The 22,698-nt window shown below is 35.3% G+C and carries 24 protein-coding genes, 1 pseudogene and 2 riboswitches; of the genes and pseudogenes, 3 read left to right on the plus strand and 22 right to left on the minus strand.

Annotation, left to right across the window (positions count from 1 at the left end):
* Window position 1 precedes the first annotated feature (1 nt).
* The 3 genes from FC748_RS09380 to FC748_RS09390 all read right to left on the minus strand — a co-directional run bounded on the left by FC748_RS09380 (window position 2) and on the right by FC748_RS09390 (window position 2,588).
* Complete coding sequence (locus FC748_RS09380) at window positions 2–943, minus strand: arginine deiminase family protein (RefSeq protein ID WP_108030466.1); 942 nt, start codon at window positions 941–943, stop codon at window positions 2–4.
* Window positions 944–1,319: 376 nt separating this feature from the next.
* The gene (gene splB / locus FC748_RS09385) at window positions 1,320–2,348 is read right to left on the minus strand and encodes a spore photoproduct lyase (RefSeq protein WP_024363350.1); all 1,029 of its coding nucleotides are present in this window, start codon (window positions 2,346–2,348) and stop codon (window positions 1,320–1,322) included.
* Window positions 2,349–2,360: 12 nt separating this feature from the next.
* A complete protein-coding gene (locus FC748_RS09390; RefSeq protein WP_024363349.1) occupies window positions 2,361–2,588 on the minus strand; it encodes a transcriptional regulator SplA domain-containing protein in 228 nt (75 codons plus the stop codon).
* A gap of 400 nt (window positions 2,589–2,988) precedes the next feature.
* Between FC748_RS09390 and FC748_RS09395 the strand changes: the two genes are divergently transcribed.
* Entirely contained in the window at window positions 2,989–3,522 is a 534-nt protein-coding gene (locus tag FC748_RS09395) for an ECF transporter S component (protein WP_024363348.1), read from the plus strand.
* Window positions 3,523–3,639: 117 nt separating this feature from the next.
* On the opposite strand, the gene FC748_RS09400 is transcribed toward FC748_RS09395, so the two are convergent.
* The 16 genes from FC748_RS09400 to FC748_RS09475 form a co-directional block, all read right to left on the minus strand.
* Window positions 3,640–4,149 (minus strand): QueT transporter family protein, encoded by a 510-nt coding sequence (locus FC748_RS09400; RefSeq protein ID WP_024363347.1) that lies wholly within the window; start codon window positions 4,147–4,149, stop codon window positions 3,640–3,642.
* Window positions 4,150–4,300: 151 nt separating this feature from the next.
* On the minus strand, window positions 4,301–5,056 hold the full coding sequence (locus tag FC748_RS09405) for a 3-oxoacyl-ACP reductase (RefSeq protein ID WP_108030465.1): 756 nt from the start codon (window positions 5,054–5,056) through the stop codon (window positions 4,301–4,303).
* A gap of 181 nt (window positions 5,057–5,237) precedes the next feature.
* Window positions 5,238–5,459, minus strand: a complete 222-nt coding sequence (locus FC748_RS09410) for a DUF2829 domain-containing protein (RefSeq protein ID WP_024363345.1) — start codon at window positions 5,457–5,459, stop codon at window positions 5,238–5,240.
* A 221-nt stretch (window positions 5,460–5,680) separates the two neighbouring features.
* The gene (locus FC748_RS09415) at window positions 5,681–7,168 is read right to left on the minus strand and encodes a malate:quinone oxidoreductase (protein WP_024363344.1); all 1,488 of its coding nucleotides are present in this window, start codon (window positions 7,166–7,168) and stop codon (window positions 5,681–5,683) included.
* A 1,171-nt stretch (window positions 7,169–8,339) separates the two neighbouring features.
* Entirely contained in the window at window positions 8,340–8,585 is a 246-nt protein-coding gene (locus FC748_RS09420; RefSeq protein WP_024363343.1) for a cold-shock protein, read from the minus strand.
* Window positions 8,586–8,603: 18 nt separating this feature from the next.
* Window positions 8,604–9,155 carry a histidine phosphatase family protein gene (locus tag FC748_RS09425; RefSeq protein ID WP_024363342.1) on the minus strand — a complete coding sequence of 184 codons (552 nt, stop codon included), beginning with the start codon at window positions 9,153–9,155 and terminating at the stop codon, window positions 8,604–8,606.
* Window positions 9,156–9,428: 273 nt separating this feature from the next.
* Window positions 9,429–10,736, minus strand: coding sequence for a sensor histidine kinase (locus tag FC748_RS09430; RefSeq protein ID WP_108030591.1), 1,308 nt, complete (start codon window positions 10,734–10,736; stop codon window positions 9,429–9,431).
* Between the two features lie 320 nt (window positions 10,737–11,056).
* Window positions 11,057–12,088 carry a choloylglycine hydrolase family protein gene (locus FC748_RS09435; RefSeq protein WP_024363340.1) on the minus strand — a complete coding sequence of 344 codons (1,032 nt, stop codon included), beginning with the start codon at window positions 12,086–12,088 and terminating at the stop codon, window positions 11,057–11,059.
* Window positions 12,089–12,294: 206 nt separating this feature from the next.
* A complete protein-coding gene (locus FC748_RS09440; RefSeq protein ID WP_025219139.1) occupies window positions 12,295–12,528 on the minus strand; it encodes a DUF1540 domain-containing protein in 234 nt (77 codons plus the stop codon).
* A gap of 190 nt (window positions 12,529–12,718) precedes the next feature.
* Window positions 12,719–14,179: a spore germination protein gene (locus FC748_RS09445; RefSeq protein WP_108030464.1), complete on the minus strand. Its 1,461-nt coding sequence runs from the start codon at window positions 14,177–14,179 to the stop codon at window positions 12,719–12,721.
* A 107-nt stretch (window positions 14,180–14,286) separates the two neighbouring features.
* The gene (gene ribH, locus FC748_RS09450; protein WP_024363337.1) at window positions 14,287–14,754 is read right to left on the minus strand and encodes a 6,7-dimethyl-8-ribityllumazine synthase; all 468 of its coding nucleotides are present in this window, start codon (window positions 14,752–14,754) and stop codon (window positions 14,287–14,289) included.
* 17 nt (window positions 14,755–14,771) lie between these two features.
* Window positions 14,772–15,401 carry a 3,4-dihydroxy-2-butanone-4-phosphate synthase gene (gene ribB / locus FC748_RS09455; protein ID WP_108030590.1) on the minus strand — a complete coding sequence of 210 codons (630 nt, stop codon included), beginning with the start codon at window positions 15,399–15,401 and terminating at the stop codon, window positions 14,772–14,774.
* Window positions 15,402–15,460: 59 nt separating this feature from the next.
* Entirely contained in the window at window positions 15,461–16,099 is a 639-nt protein-coding gene (ribE, locus tag FC748_RS09460) for a riboflavin synthase (RefSeq protein ID WP_024363335.1), read from the minus strand.
* A 190-nt stretch (window positions 16,100–16,289) separates the two neighbouring features.
* Window positions 16,290–16,415, minus strand: a riboswitch (FMN riboswitch).
* 120 nt (window positions 16,416–16,535) lie between these two features.
* A riboswitch (FMN riboswitch) is annotated at window positions 16,536–16,661 on the minus strand.
* A gap of 105 nt (window positions 16,662–16,766) precedes the next feature.
* Window positions 16,767–17,555, minus strand: a complete 789-nt coding sequence (locus tag FC748_RS09465) for an ABC transporter permease (RefSeq protein ID WP_108030463.1) — start codon at window positions 17,553–17,555, stop codon at window positions 16,767–16,769.
* Entirely contained in the window at window positions 17,552–18,457 is a 906-nt protein-coding gene (locus FC748_RS09470) for an ABC transporter ATP-binding protein (protein ID WP_108030462.1), read from the minus strand. Before FC748_RS09470 ends, FC748_RS09465 begins: the two co-directional genes overlap by 4 nt.
* On the minus strand, window positions 18,441–18,692 hold the full coding sequence (locus tag FC748_RS09475; protein WP_024363332.1) for a PLD nuclease N-terminal domain-containing protein: 252 nt from the start codon (window positions 18,690–18,692) through the stop codon (window positions 18,441–18,443). The genes FC748_RS09470 and FC748_RS09475 overlap by 17 nt, the downstream gene beginning before the upstream one ends.
* A 291-nt stretch (window positions 18,693–18,983) precedes the next feature.
* On the opposite strand from FC748_RS09475, the gene FC748_RS09480 reads away from it, so the two are divergent.
* Together FC748_RS09480 and FC748_RS09485 are read left to right on the plus strand one after the other, a co-directional pair.
* Window positions 18,984–19,364 (plus strand): GntR family transcriptional regulator, encoded by a 381-nt coding sequence (locus FC748_RS09480; RefSeq protein ID WP_024363331.1) that lies wholly within the window; start codon window positions 18,984–18,986, stop codon window positions 19,362–19,364.
* A gap of 175 nt (window positions 19,365–19,539) precedes the next feature.
* Window positions 19,540–20,156 (plus strand): annotated as a pseudogene (locus FC748_RS09485) (HAD-IA family hydrolase).
* Window positions 20,157–20,266: 110 nt separating this feature from the next.
* Here the strand turns inward: FC748_RS09485 and FC748_RS09490 are convergent.
* The 3 genes from FC748_RS09490 to FC748_RS09500 form a co-directional block, all read right to left on the minus strand.
* On the minus strand, window positions 20,267–21,232 hold the full coding sequence (locus FC748_RS09490) for a VanW family protein (protein WP_108030589.1): 966 nt from the start codon (window positions 21,230–21,232) through the stop codon (window positions 20,267–20,269).
* A gap of 272 nt (window positions 21,233–21,504) precedes the next feature.
* Window positions 21,505–21,885 carry a DUF3997 domain-containing protein gene (locus FC748_RS09495; protein WP_167492664.1) on the minus strand — a complete coding sequence of 127 codons (381 nt, stop codon included), beginning with the start codon at window positions 21,883–21,885 and terminating at the stop codon, window positions 21,505–21,507.
* A gap of 257 nt (window positions 21,886–22,142) precedes the next feature.
* The gene (locus tag FC748_RS09500) at window positions 22,143–22,604 is read right to left on the minus strand and encodes a site-2 protease family protein (RefSeq protein WP_108030460.1); all 462 of its coding nucleotides are present in this window, start codon (window positions 22,602–22,604) and stop codon (window positions 22,143–22,145) included.
* Between the last annotated feature and the right edge of the window lie 94 nt (window positions 22,605–22,698).

Here is a 22,698-nt window from a genome sequence, read left to right on the forward strand (position 1 = left end):
TCTATACCGATTTTCGCACTAATGGTAATGTCATACAGCGAATACCACCACCGCCTTTTTCAAGCTCTGTCACGTCAATTTCCACAATATTTTTCTTTTGTAATTTTGGATGCGCTTTAAAATGCTGTTTAGTCGCCTTTTTACTGACTAACAATGTTTCGGGATTGAGATTTAAAAAATTGATATCAGGAATGGTGTTATACTTTTCTAACCAATACAACTCAAACCCATGACGATTGAAAAATTGTTCGGTCATATCAAAACGAGTCCCACTTGTTGTAATTATTTGGATAGGAAAATAACGCATAAAACTTTTAGCTATGACGACATCGTTGTTGGCAATATTACAATTCATATCTAAATGCAGTGTATCCGAGCTTCGAGGCAAATCAATAATGCCTATTTCAGAGTAACCTGCTTGAAAAATACTGTCTTTTATCTGCTCTACACCCTGCCTTGTCGTTCTTACACCTATATTAATAAGCACAGCATCACGATTTAACACCATCACATCTCCAAACTCTAATACATGGCTACTTTCCTTAGCGGGCATAAAGTGTTGCGGAAACCATTTCTGAAGTAATGTATGCGCATGTCCATATTCAGGTCGTCTAATCGAGCTACCCGCTGCACCTGGTAGCATTCGGTTACCAAACACACATGCAAGATCACGCACAAAATAACGATTTAGAAGTTGTTCGCTAATGTGCTGCGCATCTGCTAATAAATGTGTTGCGTAATCTATTACGTGCACGCCTGCCTGTTGTAAAGTCTCTTTCAACTCCATAAAACTTTCCATTGCTTGGGTATGTGAAACAGCCGCACTCCATTGTACATTTTCTGCCGTTTTTAAATCGGGTACATCTAATTTGGAAGGCGCACAAAGCATAACCGCAGTAAGCTCTCCGTGCTCCGACCAACAGCTTGGTTGAAATGACATCATGATGGTAACTCCCCCTTTTCGTCGCGATTATTGTTAGCCTTACCAGCAACTTAAAGATTATACGATGCAGCGCTACAAGAAAACACACCATACATAATTTTCAAGGAACAGCAAAAAATGAAATACTTCTTTTAAACGTTTACTATGACAATCTCATGACCACGTAGAATTCTTTGCAAAGGCGAGGTAGGTATATTGTTACCTCAAAAATATTCGGCATGCTAGGAGCTTGACTAGTTGAGTGGAGTGGAAGGTGCGACACTCCAGCTCAGAACAACACGAGCTGAAAATCCATTTTTTACGGCTTTTGTCGCAAAAATTAGTTGAAGCCGTGCCTGCGGAAAGGGAGCGCCTGGAACGGAATTCAACGATATGTTTACGTAAAATACTCTAGTTTCGCATTGGGGAAAAATTTTTTCATATAGCCATAAAGATGTTCTTTTATGTCTTCCTCTTCTTCTTTTTGATAAATATATTTACCAATCCCATATTTCCCCCACTTGTATCTTCTCGCAGTCTCATCCAATTCTAATTTTGTCATCGGATAGTTTTTTTCGATTACCTTTTTCGCAGGCTTTGTAAAGCGATGTTGAATAAATTCAAAAGTAATATCGTCCCTTACATCATGGGGCAATTCCGCATCTAGACGCTCAAACATATGATAATAGCCTTCCTCCCAACCTTCGTGCAGATAAATGGGCGCAACAATAAAACCTAGAGGATAGCCTGCTCTCGCTACTTTTCCAGCCGCTTCAATGCGCTTATCTAAAGGAGATGTGCCTGGCTCAAAGTTTTTAATCACATAGTCCGCATTTACACTAAAACGAAATCTTGTCTTGCCATTATGTTTCGCATCTAATAAATGGTCCACATAATGGAATTTCGTTACAAATCGCAGTAAACCAAACTCACTTTGTCCAAAATGCTCAATCGCTCTTTTTAACGTATGTGTTAAGTGATCAATTCCAACAATATCTGATGTACACGATGCTTCAAAGCGCGTAATTTCAGGTGCTCGTTCTGCCATATAGTTGTCTGCAGCTTCAAGTATTTCCTCAACATTGACATATGTGCGAATATAAGGTTTGCTGCCCATCGTTGTTTGCAAATAACAATAATGACAATGCCCCATACATCCAGTGGCAAAAGGAATAGCATATTCTGCTGACGGTTTAGAAGTATCAAATTTTAATGTTTTTCGAATACCCACGACGAGCGTTGACTTGGCAATCCGATACTTTTGCAAATCATTGTCTCCAGGAAGATTGCGCACTTGATTATGAGATGTAGTGTAACGAATTTCTATGCCCATTTGCTCAAACTTCTCTTTTAGTTCTTGTCCAAGCGGATAGTCGAGCGCATCAGGTTCAAAATAAACGAGCTGAGGTGTAAATGGTTTTCGCATCCTCTACCTCCATCAATGAAAGTATTGATGATATGCTTGCTCCGCATCCATCTCACTTGAAAAAATAACAAAGTCATTCGTTAACGGATAGTAAGTTTCAAAAAGAAATAACGCCAATTCATTTGGATTTTCCGGATTAGTAACAACTGCCGCTTCCTGTATATTTGCGACATCTTGAATATGTGGATTGCGGTAAAAGATATAAACAATATCCCCTGCATTGTATGATTGCTGTTGCATTTCTTCATCCTCCTTTAGTCATTTCTATTAGTTTGGCTAAAGAAAGTGAAATTATGTTGTGTATTGAAATCATATTTTCTCCTAGCTATTTACTTGAAGAAATTATTTTAAAATAACAAATCCCAAGACAGATCTTCTTATAATTAGATAAGTAATTATTTCCTTTTTCTACTCTATTCTTTTTATCAAATTCCGTTAACAAGCAGAGTTTACTTCATATCTCTAAGTACCAGTTAGTGCAAGATGTAAAACTGACCACTATTTTTTTTACAAAATTGATACTTTTAAATAGGCCAAGCCTTTGCTAATGTTATCCTAGCATGCAGCATTGATTTACGAAGTAAGGTTTTGCGCAACTATTCTTTGACATTGAAAAAGCAAATAAGGAAGGTTTACAACTATGCAAAAATCAATAAGCTATTCACATTCACGCACTTTTGATCTCATTCTATCAGCCATGTTAATTGCACTTGTGTTTGTAGCAACACTCACATTGAATATTAAACTACCTATTAAAGCAAATGGTGGATTGGTTCATCTTGGTACAGGTATGCTCTTTATCGCATCTATTCTTTTTGGTCCTAAAAAAGGTGCCATTGCAGGTGCAATAGGCATGGGTTTATTTGACGTTGTATCTGGATGGACATTGTGGGCGCCTATTACAATCGTAGCTCGTGGCTTACAAGGCTATATCGTAGGGAAAATCGCTTGGTCAAACGGACGCAAAGGAAACAGCATTGCTTTTAATGTTCTTGCTATGATTATTTCAGTTCCATTTATGGTAGCCGTTTATTATGTTGGGGAAGGTATTTTATATGCCAATTGGGTTGCACCATTGACTTCTATTCCTGGAGACTTAGTTCAAAATGTTTTAGGAATGATTGTGGCAATTCCGGTTTGTATTCTCTTAAGAAAAACACCGATTTTCAAATAAATATTCGTAGTTCTTTGAGTTGTTCTCGCTGTTAAATCAGCGAGAATTTTTTATTTGCGATACACGCCTGTTCCCTTTAAAAATAAAAACACACTCGCTTGCGCGAATGTGTTTTTTCTATTTGGATAAATCTATTTTTTTATTTAATAAGTAAATGGTCACGCCACCAACAGTCATCGATAATAATTCTCCGACACCAACCGTAAACCATGTCGCCCAAAATGGCAGATCATACAGTATCGTTAATTGGCCTGCAACAGTAAACATCGATAGTGCAAAAATCACTGCTGTGATGACCATTTTCCAACTATCCTGCTTAATGTTTTTAGTTACCATTCGACAAAGAATTAATACTAGAAATGTTGCAATTCCGCCAATAGGCACATCAAGAATCCAAGTCGGCGACATAAAATTTGCTAATACAACACCTAGGGTTACTGCTACTACATAGCGTTTATTGTACAGCGCCAAATAGTTGAACATCTCTGACAAACGTAGCTGCACTGCTCCAAAGCTAATCACTGACAATAATACAGTTACAGCCACATATAAGGCTGCGACAAGTGCTACTTTAGTAAGTTCCCTTACAGAAGTACGCGGTGAATCTTTTACAATAGATGTATTCAATTTACATTCTCCTTTGTAAAATAGCAAGTTGCTATTTTAGTAATAACTACGACCAAAGGAAGAGAGCATATTGCCCTAACTGAAGTGCCGTAGTGTAAGCTATTTTTGCTTACTTGCGTATTATAGCAGAAGAATGATTCATTGACCAATACTATTTCGCAATCCAACCACCGTCAATTGGTACCACAGCTCCATGCATATAATCAGCGGCATGACTCGCCAAAAAAAGCGTTAAATTCGCCACTTCGCTTGGTTGTGCCCAACGACCCGCTGGCGTCTCATTGGCAACCCATTTTGCCATTTCACCATCGCCTTCAAAATCCGCTTTGGTCATAGCTGTTTGAATAGCTCCTGGTGCAATGGCATTCGCACGTATCCCCTCGCGACAATAATCTAAATCCAACTGTTTCGTATAGCCCACAATGGCATGCTTGGATGCTGTATAAGCCGCACCCCCACCTCCTGCAATCAGCCCAGCAATAGACGCCATATTAACGATGATGCCCGATTTACGCTTTACCATATGAGGCAAAATCGTATTCGTTACAAAAAAAGTACCCTTTACATTCGTATTCATAATTTTGTCCCATAGCGCCTCATCGGTATCTAGTGTTTTGGCAAAACCATCTAAAACGCCAGCTGTATTCAGTAAGATATCTACGCTGCTAAAGCTTGCCATTGCTGCTTGAAAAGCGTGCTCTACATCACTTTTTTTACAGACACTTCCTAGCGTATAAGCAAAGCGCTCAGGGTATTGCTGCTGTAATTGCCCTAACCCTCGCTCATCTACATCCAAACCAAAAACATAAGCACCGTTTTCTAAAAAAGCAATAGCTTGTGCTTGGCCAATACCTGACGCAGCACCTGTAATAAACACTGTTTTACCATTATATTCTGCAAACTTCATAGGATCTCTCCTTTATAAAAAGTAATCTACTACTAAAAACACTGACACAAGTCGCAGCTCTACATGCATTGTGCCAGCTCTTATCAACTATACCGCCTACAAAGCTTAACCTTCATATCAAAAAAATAGCATACTAAGAATCACTTAGCATACTATTATAACCTTTGAAACGACACTGAATTTAGTTTACGATTTTCCAATCTTCGGCTAATAAATCACATACTGTTGGTGTGAACATCGTGTAACCCTCGCCACGCACATTAATTAAAAAATAGGGGTTCAAATTCTCTCCGTCGTGCACGCTTTGACCTACAAGCTTAACATATAATTCAGCACCGCCCCATCCTTCACGAATTACTTTCTCGCCCGCCTTTAAACGCGGTAATACTTCTTCAAACGTCATCTATACTCATCCTTTGTTAATCTTTTCTAATATGCCATACGAAAAAAGTATACTGGATATTTATTTTGTTTACAACAGAAGCTAGTTCATTTATAATTTTCATTCTAACTACTTTTTTGTTATATTAGTTCCTTATTTAGTAATATATTGGAAATTTAGAAACAACAGCAATATGAAAAAAGAACCCTCAATCCAAAATGGATCGAAGGCTCATAAGTTGTTTAGTTTTTGTTTAGGCCTAGAGTCTCTGCTGTTGAAGTATGAACTTCTTCAAGAAGCTCTGGATTTTGTAATAAGGAGATACCATAAGATGGAATCATTTCTTTTAGTTTTGGCTCCCACTCTTTAGCTTGTTGAGGGAAACATTTTTGAATAACTTGCAACATAACGTGAACGGCAGTAGATGCACCTGGTGAAGCACCTAATAATGCAGCGATTGATCCGTCAGCAGCACTTACTACTTCGGTACCAAATTGTAATGTTCCTTTACCGCCAGCTTCAGTATCTTTGATAACTTGTACACGTTGACCTGCTACGACAATATCCCAGTCCTCGCTTTTAGCAGTTGGGATAAACTCACGTAACTCTTCCATACGTTGATCTTTTGATAATAACAGTTGTTGGATTAAATATTTTGTTAAAGACATTTCTTTAACCCCTGCCGCTAATAATGTTGTAATATTATGCGGTTTTACAGAAGCGAATAAGTCCATGTTCGAACCTGTTTTTAAGAATTTTGGTGAGAAACCAGCAAATGGTCCAAATAGTAATGATTTTTTGTTATCGATAAAGCGAGTGTCTAAATGTGGAACAGACATTGGTGGTGCACCAACTGCAGCTTTACCATATACTTTTGCATGATGTTGTTCAACCACTTCTTGGTTTTTACATACCATAAACAATCCACTAATTGGGAATCCACCAATGTGTTTTCCTTCAGGAATGCCTGATTTTTGTAATAATTCAAGACTTCCTCCGCCAGCTCCAAGGAAGACGAATTTTGCTGTATGGTATTCCATTTTACAGCCATCTTTATCATGTACTTTTAATTCCCATAAACCGTCTTTCGTACGTTTAATGCTTTCGACACTATGGTTGTAGTTGATATCTACATCTTTCGCTTTTAGGTGGTCAAATAAAATACGTGTTAGAGCACCGAAGTTAACGTCTGTACCAGTGTCAATTTTTGTCGCAGCAATGGCCTCATTTGCTGGGCGGTCTTCCATAATAAGTGGAATCCATTCTTTAAGTTTTTCTGGATTATCAGAGAATTCCATCCCTTTGAAAAGAGGATTATTTGACATTGTTTCATAACGTTTTCTTAAATACTCAACGTTTTTTTCACCTCTTACCATACTCATATGTGGTAATGGCATAATAAAATCTTGCGGATTTTGGATCAGCTTGTTCTTTACAAGATATGACCAAAACTGCATCGAAACCTGGAACTGTTCATTAACATTAATTGCTTTGCTAATATCAATAGTACCGTCTGGTTTTTCAGAAGTGTAGTTAAGCTCGCATAGTGCTGCATGCCCTGTTCCTGCATTATTCCATTCATTAGAGCTTTCCTCACCGGCGTTTGAAAGTTTTTCAAACACAGTAATATTCCAGTCCGGTGCTAATTCTTTGAGCATTGTCCCCAAAGTCGCACTCATAATTCCGGCACCAATTAAGATGACGTCTGATTTAGTTACTCTGTTACTCATTTTTACCATCCTTATATTTTAAGATTTGCAGAAATGATGTAGGTGTAAACTAGTCACACACCTTTTCTGTATCAACTATAAACTTACAATAGTCTATCACAACTATTTAAAGAATAAAATATCTACTACAATATTATAGTAATAAACTAATTAAAAAGTAGTAAAAAGTGCGAAGTCCGCTCATAATGTCCTTTGTACATATTTAAAACAAAAACCTTCCCCCTGTTTCCAGGAGAATGGTGCATTGATCAAATCGGATAAATGCATCGTCTGAAAGATGTTTTATGTTGTATAAAGTCAACTGATTGAATTTTAGTATGCTACTACTAAAATAATTTATCCATCATTTTTTAATGAAAGATATTTTTTAACTTCACTCATACTAAAAGCACTAGACCTTTTAGTCTAAAAGTGCTTAATCGACTCTATTTTACATGATTTGCTAACATTCACAAGGTACCTTCAAACTAATTTTCGCTTTTTCGACGGGATATTCCAGCATTTTCACTCCAATTATGTATAAAGGTCAAAAGACACACTTCTTTAAACAAACGAAACAATTACTTCCAATCCTCTTCAATAACAAAAGCTCAACAATTATTTTTTCTCATTAAGCTAAGTGTTACAAATCAAACGATTATCTGTCACTTGCCTCATTAGTTACTGTATACGCTTCCATTAAATCTATCAAGACTTAAACCTTGGTTTTATTATTCTCTTCCTTTTTAAGGAAATCATATACAACCTACAAAAATATTTTCTTCATATTGTTATATAACACAATCAAGTTTACCATACAACAACAAAAATTATTAGAATATTTTATTTTTTAAATAACTTATACATCAAGTAATTTATCTTTTCCAATAAATTCATTGCCCTAAACAGACAACTAAGGTAGGTCACTCAATATAAGTGACCCGCCCTTTCGGTATACAAAATACAAATAATTATAAATTTAGATGTATATTTAATCGATTTTTACAATCTACCATACTACAGCGTACCTTCCTTATCTACGAAAAATAAGAAAACACCATAAGCTCTAATAAACGCAAGAAAAAAACGCCAATCCTGTATATGGATTAACGTCTCTATAAATCGGTACCGTACTTTTTCGTCGATAGAATATTGAACTATTGGTTGCCACAAACTATTACGCCCGTGCATATTAGTCTGACAGCACAATGACATTTTCTGCAACCTGCTTTTGATCAGTAGAATTGGGTATTTCAATTAAATCAAAGGAGACTTTTTGGCCTTGTTTCAGAAAGCGAAATGCATTTGGAAATCTTTCCTTATCCGGCAAAATCGAGCTAAAATGAACAAAAACATGATTGTCTTCCTCACCATTCAGCATAATACGTCCATAGCCTTTTTCATTTTTATACCATTTTACAATTCCTTCTCGTTTCATTTCTATCCCCCAAAATTATTATTGTAACGTCCCTAAGGTTGCTAAATCGGCTAATGTTAGCTGTTTTACAATTTCGTAGCCATTACCCACACCTTTGGGCTTAATAATAACGGTTCCCATGCTTGTCATTTCACCTATGGCAGTCCCTTTCGGAAAACTGTGTGCAATAATTACTTGATTAGTCCCAGGTGGTGGTTTTACTTCTAGATGTTTTTGGGCTTCCATTACAATTTGTTGTTGTTCCGTAGTGGAAATCGTTTCTGCTAATTTAGTAATTGAAAACCAGAACGGGTCAATTTGTAGATACATTGTTGGAAATGCAAGCTGTGCCGTTTCAATTGTTCGACAAAACGGACTTGTCATTATAGGTGAACTAATTGGAATTTGCCAATACCGCAGCATTTGTCCATAGTAAACGGCTTCTCGCCGACCGTAATCAGATAAATTTCTTTGCGTATAGCAGTTTTGAAAATTAACATATGGCTGATCTTCACCAACAGTTGCTTCTCCATGTCTAACATATAAAATCAATCCACCTGCTCTTAGTAAATCAAGGATTGGCTGTTCCAAATTGTTTTTATCCTCCTAACCTGCCCTATTAGGTTTACTGTTAATGTATGATTGATATTAGCTCATACATGCTATGCAAAACAGCCGGATTTTCTTAGCAACAAAAGCCTCCTACTCTATATATGTAGGAAGCTTAAGCTATTATTCTATCCTGTTAAAATGACTTTGCTTCACGCGAAAATTAGCCGTGAAGGAAAAAATGCTAACAAACAACCCTATAGACAAACCACATCAGAAAAATTTTAATACTATCAGTCAAGTACATCTGCCCATTTACTTTAAAGGAATAATGACAATCGCTGTTGTTTCAAATTCCGCAGTAGATTGGATAGAAATAGTGCCGTTGTATTTTTTCACAACTTCTTTCACAATAAACAAGCCTTGGCCTCTAATTTTCCCTAGTTCAGCTTTTTTCGTTGTAAACCCTTGCTTAAAGATTTGATCAGGGTCTGGAATTGTTGGTCCTGTATTAACAATTTCAAATACATACTTCATTTCATCCGCATGACAACAAATTTTCATTTTGCGTTCACTTTCAGGCAATTCAGTTGTCGCATCAATCGCATTATCAATTAAATTTGATAATAATTTAATGATATCAGTTGTTTTTATTTTATCGAAAGTATCCTGTGAAACCGATATATCCATCTCAATATTATGATTTTGAGCAGCTAACTTTTTTGTTTGCAATAAAATTGACAGCCCTGGATGGTTAATATTTAATTTCAATGACTTTATTTCCTGTACCTCTTTAGATAATGATGATAAATACTGTTTCGCTTGATCTGGCTCTCCCAATTGTAAAAGCCCATGCAACACTTGAATATGGTTGGTAAAGTCATGTCTTAAGGACGATACAGAGGTAATTAACGCTTTTATTTCAGTTTGGTAGGTATCTTCTGTTACCTCTACTTCTTTTGTCACTTCTTTTTGATACCATCTCTGTAAAAAGAAAAACGATGCAATAACGATTACTATAAATATTCCATTATAAATAAACAAGAATAAATTATTTTCTAATACTTTTCCTTTGATACCATTAAGTTTGTCTGCGCTTATATCAATCCCGAGATAGCCAATAACGTGACCTTCTTCATTCTTAATAGGAGCGCCTACAGAAAGATAATCTCCGTGTTGAGGGTCATTAATGACATTCGTAACATATGTCAACCCTTGATAAGCTAGTTTGATTTGCTTTTCTGGAACAGTACAAATTTGTCCAATATCAAAGCCTACTGTGAGATGATTAGGAACACCGGCAATCATCGTTTTTGATACTTTAGGATTATCAATTTCTAACGTATAGACATTTAAGGCCCCTATTTTTTCTCGTGCATCATTTAAGTATTTTCTTATTTCCCAATAAGTTGCATTTTTCACAGGATTATTTGCAAATTTTTGATACAACTTAACATCAATTGATGATGCGATGGAAATAGCCGCTTCTAAGCTTTGGTTAGCGATAGATTCTTCCACCGTCTTTTTCATTTTCACATATGAAGTGAGCACATTTAAACTTGTGAACAATGACAATAAGACTGTCGCTAATACTAATATTAGTTTAATTTTACGATTTTTCATACAAACTGGTACTTCCTCATCTATTGTATTCATTATTTAACGATGTGTAATTACTCCTAGAACAAATTAATATTTATATTAATAACAATAATATTATACTATAGTAATTTTCGTTTTTTCATGTATATTTTTTAAAGTACGTTGAAAACAATACTTTTATCCAAGTTTATTTTTAAAACTTAGTAATTGTTATGCAAAAATGGAATAATTTATTTTTCTTTCGAAAAGCGAAATAGCTACAAAACGAAAGGAGAATAGCCCAACAAATGTTACGCCATTCCCCTATTTATTCTATTAAATTATAAACCAAGCCTAACAAATTAGATAGCCTGAATTATGTTTCCTTTAATGGTTATCGGAAAAATAAGTTTACCTTCGATAAATTGTTGGAGAGAAAATGATTGCGGCTCACAATTTTCACCTATTCCAACAACTACCTCTAATTGCTTCGGTGAGTATATAACAGTATGGAGAGTACCAAAATATTCTTGATATTGTTTAAAAAATAACGGAGAATCTCCATTATTGAAATGGTGATAGACAGACATGGTCGTACGCGCATCTACTACATAGCGATTTATAAAGCTTTTTCGTTGTTTTGAACCCTCAATGCAAGCTTTGTTTTTCCCTGCCAATTGTTGAGACTCAAAATGATTTGTGCATATAAGCGGATGTTCAGCAGAAACTACCCGCTCTATTGGTGTAGCCTCCACCACAACTGCTTTTCCACTTTGATCTGTCATGGAGTAATTGTAGCAATAGCGATGTGGAATTTTATTTAAAAGTGCAATAGCCTCTTCAATATTTTCACACTGTTCAAGCACTATTTTAACGATTGTAGTCGCCAAAAAGCCATCTCCTTTCCAATCATTATTGACAAAATGCAGCCCTACTACAAGCCCTTTTTCATTCATTCCATCTAACCTACCAATAATTTGCTGGCTAAAACCTACACTGGCATACCCTTTAGACGGTTTAGAAAAAACGAGTCTTGCATCATACATAACTGGACTAAAATCATAATTTCTTACATACTTCCCATTGTGTACAACCGAGGTACATCCCATATTTGGAAATATTATATTATAACCGCTATACATTTTTATAATGGTTTCATACGGCTGTTTTAAGCCAAACGCTAATCCCTTCATCTCTTGCAAAAGATTGGGCGAAACATGTCGCAACAGCTCTTGTACCCGCTGTGTATTACAAGTAGCAGATAAAGCTAACAGTTGTTCATTTTGCGCTAAATGTGCATTTGTTTTTATTTCGTTACTTTGTTGAAAACCTATTTCATAAGCATCGCCTCTTAAAGCTACTACAGATACGATTAATTCTTGATATTTATTCATTGAAATCCCTCCCATACAGCTATTCAATCTTCAGTATCATCGTAATCCTTCAAGTAACTGGAAGGTCAAGGGTATAAAAAAAGTTGCCTTCCTATAGGAAGACAACCTTTAACGTGACCAAATCAGTAGTAAAAGGTACAGATAAATTATTTTGGTGAAATAAAGATATTGTCTTTATTTACATTGTCCAAAACAAACGATACCCATTAGCTAAAGTTTTTTTCTTTTGATTTGAATGTTTTACAACACGTATCGGATGATTGAATGGCTGCTGCCTCTTCTGACATTGTATGCATTTCAAAGTCAGAAGCAAACTCCGCATCACGTTTGTTCGTATTACGTTTATCCATGTCGATTGCAATTTTTTCAGCTCCGCAATAATTACCTTTGGCATGGAAAACACAATTTGATACTGCACAGCTAACTTGGACATTCGGCATAACTATCCACCCCTTATGATTGGTCTTGAAAAATATAGAATGGAAAATCTAATCTATACTCTTCACTTTGTATTTTGTCCAATCCATAGGTTTTTACAAGTAAAGCTTAAAAATAACTTTAACATAATCGGTCAATACGATTGCAAGTAGCACATGTGATAGATGTAATTGTCGTGCTACTGAAAGACATCTAATTTTTGCCCGATGACCTCGTCTCATCTTGAGGATGTAGAAATTTTGGTCGTTTACTATATCCTTTTGGCGATAGACGTATTAATGTTTTCTTGGTATCGGACCAGTTTAAATTGGCACCAATATTTAAGTACGGAACGCTTAATACACGGATATTGGCAAAGTAAATAAGAATGAAAAACAAGGACAAAAAGAAACCAAATAATCCAAAGAAAGCGGCCATTGAGATAACAAATAACCTAAAAATACTCATTGCAGTTACAAACGATTGATTGACAAGAGTATAGGCGGCAATACTTGAGATGGCAATCACCACGATCATGGAAGGACTCGTTATGCCTGCCTTGATTGCCGCATCTCCGATGATTAGTCCACCTACAACACTCATTGTTCCACTCAAAATAGACGGTAAGCGTAGATTTGCTTCGCGAAATATTTCAAACATAAATAACATTAGCAATATCTCCAATATCGTTGGAAAAGGCAAGCCAGTACGTGATTGGACAACCGTCGCTAACAGTAATATTGGCATCTGCTCTTGATGATAAGTCGTTAATGCTAGCCAAAAACCGGGTAAAAGCATACTTATTAATATCCCTACGATTCGTAACAGACGCTCTAATGTACCGACCATAGATGGATAATCATTATCCTCACCTGATTTAAAAAGTAGAAACATATTAGGCGGCGTAATAATTGCGTAAGATACGCCATCGACAAAAAGAAGTATTCGTCCTCTGACTAGCGCTTGTATTGCGAAATCTGGTCGCCCTGTATAATCATGTCGCGGTAAAATTTTCGCGGTTTTTTCCACACTTTCCATCATTATATCGCCACTAAAGACAACATCTGTATTAATTTTCCTTAATTGCTTTTTTAGTTCCGTGACCATATTTTTGTCCGTTATATCACCCATGTATAGGACAGCCACTGTCGTTTTAGAGCGCTTTCCGACTTCCACTGTTTCCACGCATAAAGAATTTGTAGGCAATCGCTTACGAATTAAGGCCACATTAATAAAAACATCTTCTATAAAATCATCTCTCGGCCCTTTTACCACTAGTTCTTGCTTTGTTTCTTCAGGATTTCGATTTGGTTTTTTTGTAATTTTACTTGAAAATAAAATTTTTTCCCCTTCAAAGTAAAGCAAAACAAACCCTGAATATACACGCGTAATAGCATCATCTAAATTGGTTACTTTTTGAAGATTAGGAATGTGTAAATCGTTTTTTATTTTTTCCTCTAATAAGTTTACAGAGCTGTCTTCAAACAAAGATTGAACTCGATCGATAATGACCTTATTCAATAAAAACTGATCGACCATCGACTCACATGTAATAAAATAAACATGCTGTTGTTGAAAGGTAAAGGATTGAAAAATTACGTCAGCAGAGCGTTGAAATAATTCTTTCAACATTTTCAATTCGATTTCTTGTTCTATTGATTGAATATTCCTCATCTCCTACTGAACCAAATTCAAACAAATTATTTTACTAAAATACTTATAAACATATATTTCCCAATGTCCAAAAAATTATGCAATAAATTTTACGACCATGCATCCTTTTAGCCAATCATTTTTTGTAAATTAGCCATTTCAATTGCAGACATCGCTGCATCATAACCTTTATTGCCAGACTTTGTTCCAGCACGTTCAATCGCTTGTTCAATATTTTCAGTTGTGACAATACCAAAAATCACTGGTACATTTGTCGAAAGCGATACGTTTGCAATGCCTTTAGCTGATTCGTTACATACATAATCATAATGCGTTGTAGAGCCACGAATAACTGTACCTAGACCTATAATGGCATCATATTTTTTCGTTTCAGCTAGTTGCTTTGCGATAAACGGTACTTCAAATGCACCTGGTACCCACGCAACATCTATTAAATCATCGTCTACACCATGACGCTTTAGCCCATCTAATGCACCACTTAATAATTTACTTGTTATAAATTCATTAAAACGACCAACGACCACCGCTATTCTTAAATCATTGCCAATTAATTGTGCTTCAAATGTTTTGCCCATCATTTCATTCTCCTCTTTTACATAGTAAGTGAATTTTCTATTTGCATATGTTGACGACGGTATGTTGCTAAAGCGTCAATCGAAATCATTTTTAATTTATGTTTTTTTGCATATTTCACTAAATCATCAAAGCGTAACATTTCCCCATCATCGCCCATAATTTCACATATCACGCCAGCTTGTACACTGTTGCAAAGTTTAGCCAAATCGATAGTAGCTTCCGTATGCCCTCGACGCTCTAATACCCCATTGTCTTTTGCTATTAGCGGAAAAACATGTCCAGGTCTACGGAAATCCGATGCTTGTGCATGTGACGCTAGCATTTTTTGAATCGTCAAAGCACGTTCAAACGCACTAATGCCTGTTGTTGTCTCTTTATAATCAATACTGACAGTAAACGCTGTTTGGTGATTATCAGTGTTATCTACGACCATTGGCTGCAACGCTAATTTTTGTGCAAGCTGCTGTGAAATGGGTGTACAAATAAGCCCCCTACCATATTTCGCCATAAAATTAATCTTTTCTGGTGTCATGAACTCTGCAAGGGCCAGTAAATCTCCTTCATTTTCACGGTCTTCATCATCCACGACAACAATCATATTGCCCTGTTTTAAATCGGCAATCGCTTCTTCAATTGAATGTAGCAACATTGCCACCTCCTAATAGATATCACTTTATAAATTATGTTTTTTCTTTCTATAGCAGGTTAAAAACCATGCTTCGCTAAGTAATCTTTTGTAATAGTCGACGATTGCTGACTACCCTTTAGCTGGTGAATAATGTATTTGCCTACTAAATCGGTTTCGATATTGACTAGTGCCCCAACATTTTTAATTCCTAGTACGGTTTCTTTGTATGTGTGTGGAATAAGTGATACTGTGACACTGTTTTTTTCAACATGAAAGAGCGTTAAACTCGTTCCATCAATTGTGATTGAACCTTTAGGAATACAATAGCTCGTTAAGTCTTCTGAAAGTTCGATCTCAATATAGACCGCATTTGCCATTGGACGTTTACGTAAAATTTTCCCTACACCATCTACATGCCCTGAAACAAAGTGGCCACCAAATCGTCCATTGGCTGGCATTGCACGCTCTAAATTGACCGCATTTCCAACAGTTAGTTGCTGTAAATTCGTCGCTTTCACTGTTTCAGGCATTACATCCATTGTTAGCTCTTGGTCATTATAATGAGTTACTGTCAAACAAACCCCATTTACGGCTATACTATCCCCAAGCTTCACATCCGCCACTATTTTGGGCGAAATCACCGTTATTTCCATACTTCGCCTATCGCTTTGCAAGGTTTTTACTGTACCAATATCCTCAATAATACCTGTAAACAATTTTCCACCTACTTTCTTAACCCTATGTCGTAAACCTTTTGATAGTGATTATTTTAATTCCCCTTTCATTTTTTATAATCGAAACAAACAAAAAACCCCTTTCATATAAAAGGGGTTTGGGAGTACTTGTACATAAGACGTCACGAAATAAACCTAGTGGATACAAAAATTTTCCACAGGCTGCCATCTCATTGTTCTTCTCCCATCCAGACTATCACTGTCGGTTTTGGATTTGCACCAAATCAGCTTGCGCTCACGGACTTTGAATTGCTTCATCACCGCCGATTGGGAATTTCACCCTACCCCGAAGAACAGATATTTATTCAATTTTTGCCTAAATAAAAAACTTCCCAACAGAAGCGATGGGAAGTAGTATGCTATATAAGCGTAGCCAAATAGACCTTTTAAAGTCATACGAATTTAAAAAGCTTATACTTTCACCCTTCTCCCATCCAGACTGTAACTGTCGGTTTTGGATTTGCACCAAATCAGCTTGCGCTCACGGACTTTGAATTACTTCATCACCGCCGATTGGGAATTTCACCCTACCCTGAAGGATATATTATTTAGTTACTTCATACGATAACATTATTTTAATAGATTATCCACCTAAAATTTTTTCATGCCTGCATGCTGATAACTGATTTTGTCAAAAAATTATACTTTATTAATTTTTATGGTATTTCTTCTCCGAAATCCAATAGTGCGAAATTGTTACAGTTAAAGTAATCCATATGAACGTTATCACCATATTTCCATATAGTTGTGCATCCATTGAACCCGTTATTAATACCATCATTGCTTGTTGACTCATGCCAGCAGGATTCACTAAATCAATTATTGGATGTAAACCACTAATGATTTTCAACAGTAGCAAGCAAACAATACTAATTAAAGCTATAACGCCCTGTCCATTAAAAATAGTACTGACCATCGCAGTAAAAGAAATCATAAAAAGTACCCATACTAAGTAAAATCCAAGCGCTAATATCATCGTAAGAAATGGAATATTACTAAACAAGAAATTTACATAAACGTAAGATACAAAATAGCCAAATGTCACACTAAGTGCTACAAATGAGAAATTAGAAAAAAGTTTTCCACCGATATAGGATCCTACCTTTACAGGCCTTGTTAATATAAAATCAAGCATTCCATTCGCTTTATCTGACTGAATAATGCCCATAATGGCAATAGCAATTACCATAATGCCTAACTGATCAAATTGGGAGCCTAGAGTTGCCGCCATTACTTGTGCTCCATCCTGCTGCATCATTGCAGGGTCGATGGTAATACCTTGATTTCCACCAAGCGCTGTTAAAATTGATGGTAAATAGTATGTGACAACTGGTTGTGTTGCGCCTAAAAACATAAAAACAAGAGGTAACCAAAGTATCTTAAACTCACGAAACATTTGTACATATTCTTTTCTCGTTAAAATAAATAAAGATGTCATACACTCACCACCATCTTTAAAAAGATTTCTTCTAATGTCTCACTGCTTCCAACTTCAAATTTAACGATATCCATGTTGTTGTCCATCGCATCACGAATCAACCTATCTTTATTTTGCTGAATATTATCGAGGGTAATCTTCGCCTTCTTACCCAATACTTCAACATTTTTAACATATGGGAGCTTTTCAATGATTTGCACCCAAAGCATATTATGTGATGCCAATTCAAGATGCACAACCGCATCATGATTGTTAGTTAATTTATCTAATGTCGTATCTTCAATTTTTTCACCTTTTTTCATAATGACAAAGCGTTCACATATTTCTTCTGCATCACTTAAAATATGAGTAGATAATAGGATAGTCGTTTCATGTTTAATTTCTTGTATTAAATTTAAAACCTCTCTCCTGCCTATTGGATCTAATGCCGATACAGGCTCATCCATGACAATAAAAGATGGCTTATGTAACAGTGTTTGGGCAATGCCAAGCCTTTGCTTCATTCCCCCAGAAAATGTTTGAACTTTCTCATGTTGTTCATTTATAAGTCCAACTTTTGTTAAAATAGCTGGCACTTCCTCCGTAAGCTCTTGTTTTGTTATGCCAGATAACTGTCCCATAAAAAAGAGTGTTTCTGTAGCTGTCATCCAATGAAAGAAATCAGGATATTGTGGAAGGTAACCAATTTCTTTTTTCATGGTTGAAATTTTTTTCCCATCTAGTAGGACTTCTCCTTTATCCGCATATAAAATATCTGCAATAATTTTGATTAACGTAGACTTTCCAGCACCGTTAGGTCCAATAAGCCCTACACATTGTCCAGTTTCAACCACCATCGAGAAATTATTGACTGCTGTCTTTGCCTTAAATGTTTTAGTCACCCCTTTAATTTCTAACTTCATGATGTTTCGCTCCTTTTCGCCCAATAGTAAAATATAAAATTGGACCAATGGTATTAAAAAATAAAATAATGATTGTCCACAACACAACATTTGATCGTGCATTTCGGTGTCGATACAAATCAATTAATGCAACAAGGATAAGGATGAAACCAACCATCATAAATGGCAATATAACCTGTAATACAGCCAACCAATCAATGTCATTCAATTCATCTAACCCATAGTGAAGTTTCAATAAAAACGCTCCTCTCAACATTCATTATCATTACTAATAATGATAACATTAACACACATTTTTTGGAATTGCACTTGTTATTTTATTAAATGATATGCTACAGTCAATATTATCTATAATGATAATATTATCATTATAGATAATTATTTTTACATTGATTTCACTGCCAATATTGTTAAAAGGAGAAAATCGCGTGAAAGTGCACCGGATAAGAATGAAAATTAGTCAAACTCAAAAAGAAATTCCTATTACGCCGATTTCAGCTAATTTATTTATTTTAGGGGGAATACTATGCTACCTATTCATATAGATACAAATAGCCCATTGCTATTATATAAGCAAGTCGGAAATCAATTAATTGAACAGATTGCAAAAGGGCATATTCAGGACAATGAAATGCTTCCTTCCATTAGAAATATGGCGCAAGATATTGGAATCAATATACATACTGTTTCAAAAAGCTATCGTGAACTTGAGAAAAAAGCGATTATCAAGATGGAAAATCGCTTGAAAGCAACAGTTATCGCTCGTTCAAATCGACGGTTAGACGAAAACCAATTACATAATCTCGAACTTTCTATAAAAAACATGATAATGGAAGCTTATGTAATAGGTTATAGCAAGAAACAAATCAAACAATATATCACAAAAGTATTAGACCAAGTGCAGTAATTTACCTCATACTGAAGAAGCAATGGTAAATAATTCTTTCCTCTCATAATGTAAAATCAGATAGTATACTAATTCATTTCTTTTTTTCCGCATTCATGTCATCATGAACGAATGACTATATTGATTTAAGTATTATGAATGGTAAAGCCAAATACCCTTTAAGGAGAAAAATACAATGAAACATATAATATTTGATTTTGATGGCACACTTGCGGATTCCACGGCAGTGTTTGCATCTGTATGGAATACGATTGCTAAAAAACATGCATTCAAAGAAGTACAGTTAGAAGATATTGATGCACTAAAAAAATTATCGATTGCTGAACGAAGTAAATTATTTAACTTCCCGTTACACAAACTACCTACTATACTCCCGCAATTTTATCGTTTATATCAGCAATCATTACAAGATGTTCATTTATTTCACGGTATGAAAGAGGTCATACAGGAACTTGATAAGAAAGGATATACAATTGCCATTATTTCCTCCAATTCAAAAGATAATATTTTGGCGTTTTTACAAACTAATGGTATCGACCATGTGTCCGAAGTACTTTGTTCGAGCCGTATTTTTGGTAAAGATAAAGTGATAAAAAATATTTAAAACAAGCCAATTTAAAAACATCCGATGTTTTATATATTGGGGATGAGCAACGTGATATCGTCGCCTGCAAAAAAGTAGGTATTCCAATTATTTGGGTTGGTTGGGGGTATGATGCCATTGAGATTGTCCAATCCGCAGAACCCGATTACAAAGTATTTACTCCTGCAGAAATACTAACTATTATTTAAGGTTTATGAAATCTATCACCACTGCCTAGGCTCTAAAAAAAAAAGACACTCTTTATAAGTGTCTTAAAATACAAGAGAAGTTGATTATTATTCCTACATCAACTTCTTTCTTATTGTGGGGGAAGCTTTGTTAAAATTTCTTGGTATTTTTTTGCTGTCCTTATTTCCACTGTCAGAAAATCTTGTCCATAGGCCGCCTTAATTAAAAATGGTACATCACTGGTGTTTTGAAATCTAAAATCTAAGCCACCATAGGACACCGTTGCATCTCTGCCCTTTGGAACATATCCTACATCTAATGAATGATGGTGTCGCTCCACAAATTTAATCGGGAGTTGATCGACTGCATTAAACAATGTTGAAGATGTTTGGCAAATCCCCCCACCAATCCCCATAACAAGCTTTTTATTAATAATTTCAGGTGCGGGCTGATAGCCATTCGCTTCATCTCTAGGGCCTACAACAGTATTAAACGAAAAAGTATCTCCGCTACCAACAATCACATTGTGAATGGCTTTTGCTGAAAGTTCAATATTTTTATTTCTTCCAGCATCCGCTCTATTGAAGTAGGTTGTATAAGAAGCCACTACAACATCTTCTAAATAGGGTATGTCTTCAAAATAATAGCCACTTTCAGTAATATACAGCGGCATTTCTACTGTACCACCCGTTGCTGATGCTGCCATAATTTTCTCTACCAATTCACTTTCTTTTAAAATAACTAATGGATTACCTTTTATAATCCGACCATTGTCATCGACTTTATCAAGCATCATTCGCTTATCAAAACCAACTTTTGTTTCTGTGCCTCTCGCTAATTGTTGTGCCAATTGTTCAATGTTCTTTTTATACAAGACTGGGTCTGTTTCAAAGCCTAATTCTATGGGCGATACGATGTGGATGATTTCTTTAGATTGTGGATTAACAATTTCAACCACTACAGGACCTACTTCCTGCCCCTTGTCCTGCGTGTACATAACGGGTTGTTGCACGTCGTCTTTTTCAATTTGTTCATGCTTTATTTTACCCTGACAACCTGCTAAAGCCATTACACTGCCTAAACAAAATACAACCATCCATTTTTTCAAGTTTAAACACCTACCTCCGACTTACTTACAGCAACATCTTATTCGACTCGTTAGGATAGTGTGTTTCTTTTCTTAGATTTTTATTGATGTATATCCAATTGAAAAATGTTTTTTTGCACAGCTTAAGGAAAAAACACCCCACAAAAGTTTAGATGCTTACTTTTGTGGAATGCTTTTGTGTAAATAAGTTTGTCATTATCACATAATACTTATGTAACTTTCTGGACAATAAGATAACAATTATACATGTTTATATTTAATTATTGTATATCTTCTACCAATTTCAATTCTAAGTTAGTAATATCATACTCTTTTATTTTTTTTTGAAAGTCATTAAGAATAAAAGGTCCTTCTACATATTCATCTTTAACATTTAAAATCCAGTAAAAATACTCTTCATTAGGGTAAGCCTGCTGTTTTGCAATTATGTAATCTTTATTCCAACCAACTTCTACAACTTTTGCAGGAATAACATTCTCATCCCACATTCCTTCACCATTCTGACTTTTAGGTGCAATCGTAATATTATGACTTGAAGTTCGCAAAAGTGAATAATTCCCAGATAAGTTAATACTATAATCTCCTAAACCGGCACAACCACTTATGAATAAACAAATCAGAATTACTATCCATCTTTTCATAATAACCTCCATCTCTAAAATGTTATGAATACTTATAAATATTTCTTTTTTATGTAAAACACAATTTGAAAAATCAATAATTTCTTGAAAATAATTCATTATAAAATTAGATTATATAAATTTCACTAACAGAATATCTAATGTCGAATCTCCCATTATGTTAAACTCTTTAGACTCTGAAAATATATTTAGATTCTTTTTTTCTTCCTCAAATTTATATTGATATCCGTTTAAACTCAGTAATTCTTGCATCAAAATCACTTCCTAACACTATTTTTAATAAGATTTATAATTTTTAGACCATCACTTTCCAATCCATCTTCTCTATACTTATATGGTATTAAAGAAAAAATTGCTACTAAGTATGATACAACAATAAACCCCCTATACCAGTCAGCCCATTCTACGTTACCAACTATCCAAACCAAAGTTGCAGATACTATATTAATAGCTGGTCCCCCTAAACTTATTAAAATTTTTTTTGTCGTTTTAATTTCATTTTCAAATTCATAACAAATTCGACCTGTATACCACCATCCTATTTCTCCTATTCTAAATATTTTATATTGAAATAATTTATCACCTGCGCCTAAACCTATATAATTAATTTTCCCACCGAATAGCTTAACAAAAATTGCGTGTCCATATTCGTGAATGATTACAACAATTGGAGCATAAACGATATGAGCAATGACATTAATTAATGAAAAATCGAACATATCATACTTCTCCTTAATCTGATTTTTATAAAATTTCAAAACTATATACTTTATATCCAATTCTTTTTTTTAAGTAGAATGTGGAAGTCACATA

The organism is Lysinibacillus sphaericus (assembly GCF_005217585.1).
GTDB classification, from domain to species: domain Bacteria; phylum Bacillota; class Bacilli; order Bacillales_A; family Planococcaceae; genus Lysinibacillus; species Lysinibacillus sphaericus.

Excerpts from the sequence above, each read along its gene's own strand:
- FC748_RS09380 (WP_108030466.1), bottom strand. The coding sequence starts at position 943 with ATGATGTCATTTCAACCAAGCTGTTGGTCGGAGCACGGAGAGCTTACT.
- splB (WP_024363350.1), bottom strand. The coding sequence starts at position 2,348 with ATGCGAAAACCATTTACACCTCAGCTCGTTTATTTTGAACCTGATGCG.
- FC748_RS09390 (WP_024363349.1), bottom strand. The coding sequence starts at position 2,588 with ATGCAACAGCAATCATACAATGCAGGGGATATTGTTTATATCTTTTAC.
- FC748_RS09395 (WP_024363348.1), top strand. The coding sequence starts at position 2,989 with ATGCAAAAATCAATAAGCTATTCACATTCACGCACTTTTGATCTCATT.
- FC748_RS09405 (WP_108030465.1), bottom strand. The coding sequence starts at position 5,056 with ATGAAGTTTGCAGAATATAATGGTAAAACAGTGTTTATTACAGGTGCT.
- FC748_RS09410 (WP_024363345.1), bottom strand. The coding sequence starts at position 5,459 with ATGACGTTTGAAGAAGTATTACCGCGTTTAAAGGCGGGCGAGAAAGTA.
- FC748_RS09415 (WP_024363344.1), bottom strand. The coding sequence starts at position 7,168 with ATGAGTAACAGAGTAACTAAATCAGACGTCATCTTAATTGGTGCCGGA.
- FC748_RS09420 (WP_024363343.1), bottom strand. The coding sequence starts at position 8,585 with ATGAAACGAGAAGGAATTGTAAAATGGTATAAAAATGAAAAAGGCTAT.
- FC748_RS09430 (WP_108030591.1), bottom strand. The coding sequence starts at position 10,736 with ATGAAAAATCGTAAAATTAAACTAATATTAGTATTAGCGACAGTCTTA.
- FC748_RS09435 (WP_024363340.1), bottom strand. The coding sequence starts at position 12,088 with ATGAATAAATATCAAGAATTAATCGTATCTGTAGTAGCTTTAAGAGGC.
- FC748_RS09440 (WP_025219139.1), bottom strand. The coding sequence starts at position 12,528 with ATGCCGAATGTCCAAGTTAGCTGTGCAGTATCAAATTGTGTTTTCCAT.
- FC748_RS09445 (WP_108030464.1), bottom strand. The coding sequence starts at position 14,179 with ATGAGGAATATTCAATCAATAGAACAAGAAATCGAATTGAAAATGTTG.
- ribH (WP_024363337.1), bottom strand. The coding sequence starts at position 14,754 with ATGGGCAAAACATTTGAAGCACAATTAATTGGCAATGATTTAAGAATA.
- FC748_RS09465 (WP_108030463.1), bottom strand. The coding sequence starts at position 17,555 with ATGACATCTTTATTTATTTTAACGAGAAAAGAATATGTACAAATGTTT.
- FC748_RS09470 (WP_108030462.1), bottom strand. The coding sequence starts at position 18,457 with ATGAAGTTAGAAATTAAAGGGGTGACTAAAACATTTAAGGCAAAGACA.
- FC748_RS09480 (WP_024363331.1), top strand. The coding sequence starts at position 18,984 with ATGCTACCTATTCATATAGATACAAATAGCCCATTGCTATTATATAAG.
- FC748_RS09490 (WP_108030589.1), bottom strand. The coding sequence starts at position 21,232 with ATGGTTGTATTTTGTTTAGGCAGTGTAATGGCTTTAGCAGGTTGTCAG.
- FC748_RS09495 (WP_167492664.1), bottom strand. The coding sequence starts at position 21,885 with ATGAAAAGATGGATAGTAATTCTGATTTGTTTATTCATAAGTGGTTGT.
- FC748_RS09500 (WP_108030460.1), bottom strand. The coding sequence starts at position 22,604 with ATGTTCGATTTTTCATTAATTAATGTCATTGCTCATATCGTTTATGCT.